Here is a 3,405-nt window from a genome sequence, read left to right on the forward strand (position 1 = left end):
CCCGGCGCCCGCCCGCGAGGCCACGCCCCCGCCGCCCGCGAAGGACGAGGCGCGGCGCAACGGCCGGGTGCGGATGCACACGACCATCGACACGCGCAGCGACTCCAACTTCTTCACCGGCTTCTCCATGGACATCAGCGAGGGCGGCATCTTCATCGCCACGGTGGAGTCGGTGCCGCGCGGCACGCCGGTGGAGCTGGACTTCACCCTGCCGGGCGGACGGCCCCTGACGGTGAACGGCGTGGTGCGCTGGGCCCGCGACGGCAACGACCGCACCCCGGAGCTGATGCCCGGCGTGGGCGTGCAGTTCACCACCCTGCCGCCGGAGGTGGCGCACGCCATCTCGTCGTTCGTCGCCACGCGCGACCCCATGTTCTACCCGGACTGAGCCGCGGTTCGGGTCTTTCCCGACCAGCTCTTCAATGCTATGCGCAGCCGCGTAATTCGTCTTTAACCTGCGCAACCTGAAAGCATTGAGGAGTCCCCCTTGAAGCCCTCTTCCCTCATCGCCTCCCTGGCCCTGGCGGGCATGCTGTCCGCATGTGGTCCGGGTGAAGCGCCCGAGTCGCGGCAGCCGGCCTCCACGCAGGACGTGGGGAGCACCGCGCAGGCGCTGGACTGCGCCGCGCTCAGCGCTCCTGTGTACATGCGCGTGCGGCCGGCCACCGGCTCCAGCCTCCTGACGACCAACCCCACGGAGGCCGCCAACGCGGGCACGACGTATGGGTTCACGGATGACCGGGGCACGCCCTTCAAGGCCGCGACGTCCACGGGCACCGGCCTGTCGCCCGTCTACCGCCTCTACAGCCCCGGCAAGACCGAACACATCGTCACCATCGACGCCACCGAGCGCTCGACGCTGATGGCCAACGGCTACACCACCGACGAGGGCGTGGGCTTCTACGCCTCCAAGACGGCGGAGGCGTGCCTCATCCCCGTCTACCGCTTCAACAACACGACCCTCCAGAAGCACCGCCACGCCGTCACCCAGGCGGAGCGCGACAGCCTCACCGCCGCGGGCTGGGTGAGCGAAGGCATCCGGTTCTACGCGGCGCCCACCGCCGTGGACACGAAGTTCACCCTCGTGGTCATCCCCGACACGCAGCTTGAGACGGTCTACCAGCCCGCCCGGCTGACCCAGCGCATGCAGTGGATCGCCGACAACAAGACGGCGCAGGACATCCGCTTCGTGATGCACACCGGCGACCTGATGGACTGGGACACGCCGGACCACCTGCACTACCAGCGCGCGAGCGACTCGTACCAGGTGCTGGACAACGCCCAGATTCCCTACGCCATCGCCCTGGGCAACCACGACACGGCGGCGGTGTGCCAGGGCGGCAGCGCGTGCCCGGGCAACGTCAACGCCAACCTGCGCAACACCACCACCTTCAACACGTACTTCCCGCTGTCGCGCTTCAAGGCGCTGGGCGGCGTGTTCGAGACGGGCAAGTGTGACAACGCCTACCACACGTTCAGCGCGGGCGGCCTGAGCTGGCTGGTCGTGAACCTGGAGCTGTGGGCGCGCACGGATTCGGTGAACTGGGCGAAGACGGTGCTGGCGCAGTTCCCCAGGCACAACGTCATCTTCATCACCCACTCGCACCTGAACGGCAGCGGCGGCATCGAGCAGTCCAACGGCGGCTACGGCAACAACAGCCCGCAGTACGTGTTCGACAACCTCATCAAGCAGTACGCCAACGTGCGCTTCGTCTTCTCCGGCCACGTGGGCAACGCCGCCTACCGCACGGACACCGGCGTCCACGGCAACACCATCTACCAGATGCTCAACACCTACCACGACAGCACGACGAACCCGACGCGGCTCGTGGAGATCGACACCGCCGCCAACACCATCTCCACGCGCGTCTACGCGCCGCTGACGAACACGGAGCGGGCGGACGGCGTGAACGCGTACAGCAACGTGAGCTGGGTGCGCTGACTCGCTGGCGGCGGAGGGATGGGAGCGCGGCTGCTGGACGCCACGCAGCCGCGCTCAGGGCTGGTTCGGATCCGCGCCAATGCCCTTGAAGGGGTTGAACGTGTACGTCGTCGAGAACTGGGACGACGGGCTGAAGTAGTACGCGGCGAGCTTCGCCGGGTCCTTGGCGATCTCCCCGCGCAGGATGGGGCCGTCGTTCTGGTCATCCCAGCCCCAGGGCGCGTTCGCGGAGTTGGTGCCGCAGTTGCCCGCCGCCAGGCCGCAGCCGCCCCCCGTGTCGCCCCGGAACGTCCCGTCGGACACGAACAGCGTGGTGAGGTCCCGGCGCGGCCAGAGCCCCTCGGTGGGGCTGTAGACGTCGAGCAGCTTGTAGCGCACGTCCGCGTCCGTGGCGGAGGACGGCTGCTCGGCGAGGCTCAGCGACGGGTAGTACTTCACGCCGTCCCCGACGATGTCGAAGTACGGCCACGCCTTGAGGCCGTGGCCCTTGGCCTCCTGGGCGGTGATGGGGTGCGGCTGGCCCTCGAAGGAGGCCAGCGACAGCGTGCCGTCCAGCGACTCCGACCCCGAGCCGAGCGGGCTGCCCGCCGGAGTGAAGGAGAAGAAGTCCTTGTGCGCGACCGTCACCGCGCCGACGAGCGCGCCGTACTCGCTCCCATCCCGCTGCACGACGAGGAGCACCCCCTCGCCGTCGTTCTCGTGCTCCGTGTCGAAGATGGAGTCGGACCAGTCCCGCGGATGGAAGAAGGTGTAGAGCAGGTACCAGTGCGAGCCTGTCTCCACCACCGACTGGTAGGCGTGCGCGGTGAGCGCTCGCGAGCCCGTGTTGTCCCAGTTGTTCGTCCCGCTCCAGTCCCCGTCGAAGTCGACGCGGGTGATGAAGTCGGACTTGCCGCTGAGCGAGTGCGAGCCCGTGACGTCCACGTCCTGGTAGTGGATGGGCGCCCACCGCTTCGCGAGCGCCGCCCGCGCCGCGGTGGACCCGACGCCGTTCAACAGCGCCTGCCGGGCCTGCCCGAACGGGTCGTCCTCCGACACGCCCTCTCCGCAAGCGGTGAGCAACCCCAGGGCCGTGGTGACGGCCGTGAGCGCCAGGACTCCGGGAGAACGACGAAGCGATGACCGCATGCGAAAGCCCTGCCTTCTTGCGTGGGGCGGTCATCAGACGTCAACCGGCAAGATTTTGAAAGGCTGCTTTCTGTGAAATCCCAGTGGCGGGTGTTCTACAATTCCAACCGGGGGCATGGGCGTCCGGCACCGGACGGGCATGCACATCCCTGTCGCAAACCCTATCGTATGCCCGCATCCGTCTGATACCGGACCCGGCTCACCGCGGTGGGCTGAAACACGGCCCGGTGTCTGGCGGAAAGACACACAATCCACGAGGGGGTGTGCCTGCTTCCCCCCAAGGAGACCCCGTCCGCATGAGCACGCCCACCCGGACCTCGCCCCCCCTGGGGGGC

At 68.4% G+C, this 3,405-nt stretch carries 3 protein-coding genes; 2 read left to right on the top strand and 1 reads right to left on the bottom strand.

The window, feature by feature from the left end:
* Both D7V93_RS40535 and D7V93_RS40540 read left to right on the top strand, forming a co-directional pair.
* The coding region (locus D7V93_RS40535) for a TIGR02266 family protein (RefSeq protein ID WP_120648358.1) at positions 1-388 on the top strand (388 nt) is incomplete at its 5' end.
* Between the two features lie 99 nt (positions 389-487).
* Complete coding sequence (locus D7V93_RS40540) at positions 488-1,942, top strand: metallophosphoesterase (RefSeq protein WP_244237806.1); 1,455 nt, start codon at positions 488-490, stop codon at positions 1,940-1,942.
* A 54-nt stretch (positions 1,943-1,996) separates the two neighbouring features.
* Here D7V93_RS40540 and D7V93_RS40545 read toward each other — a convergent pair whose 3' ends face one another.
* Complete coding sequence (locus D7V93_RS40545; RefSeq protein ID WP_120648359.1) at positions 1,997-3,070, bottom strand: hypothetical protein; 1,074 nt, start codon at positions 3,068-3,070, stop codon at positions 1,997-1,999.
* Positions 3,071-3,405 lie beyond the last annotated feature (335 nt).

It is taken from the genome of Corallococcus llansteffanensis, assembly GCF_003612055.1.
Classification (GTDB): domain Bacteria; phylum Myxococcota; class Myxococcia; order Myxococcales; family Myxococcaceae; genus Corallococcus; species Corallococcus llansteffanensis.

Coding starts and splice junctions, on each gene's coding strand:
- D7V93_RS40545 (WP_120648359.1), bottom strand. CDS start 3,070: ATGCGGTCATCGCTTCGTCGTTCTCCCGGAGTCCTGGCGCTCACGGCC.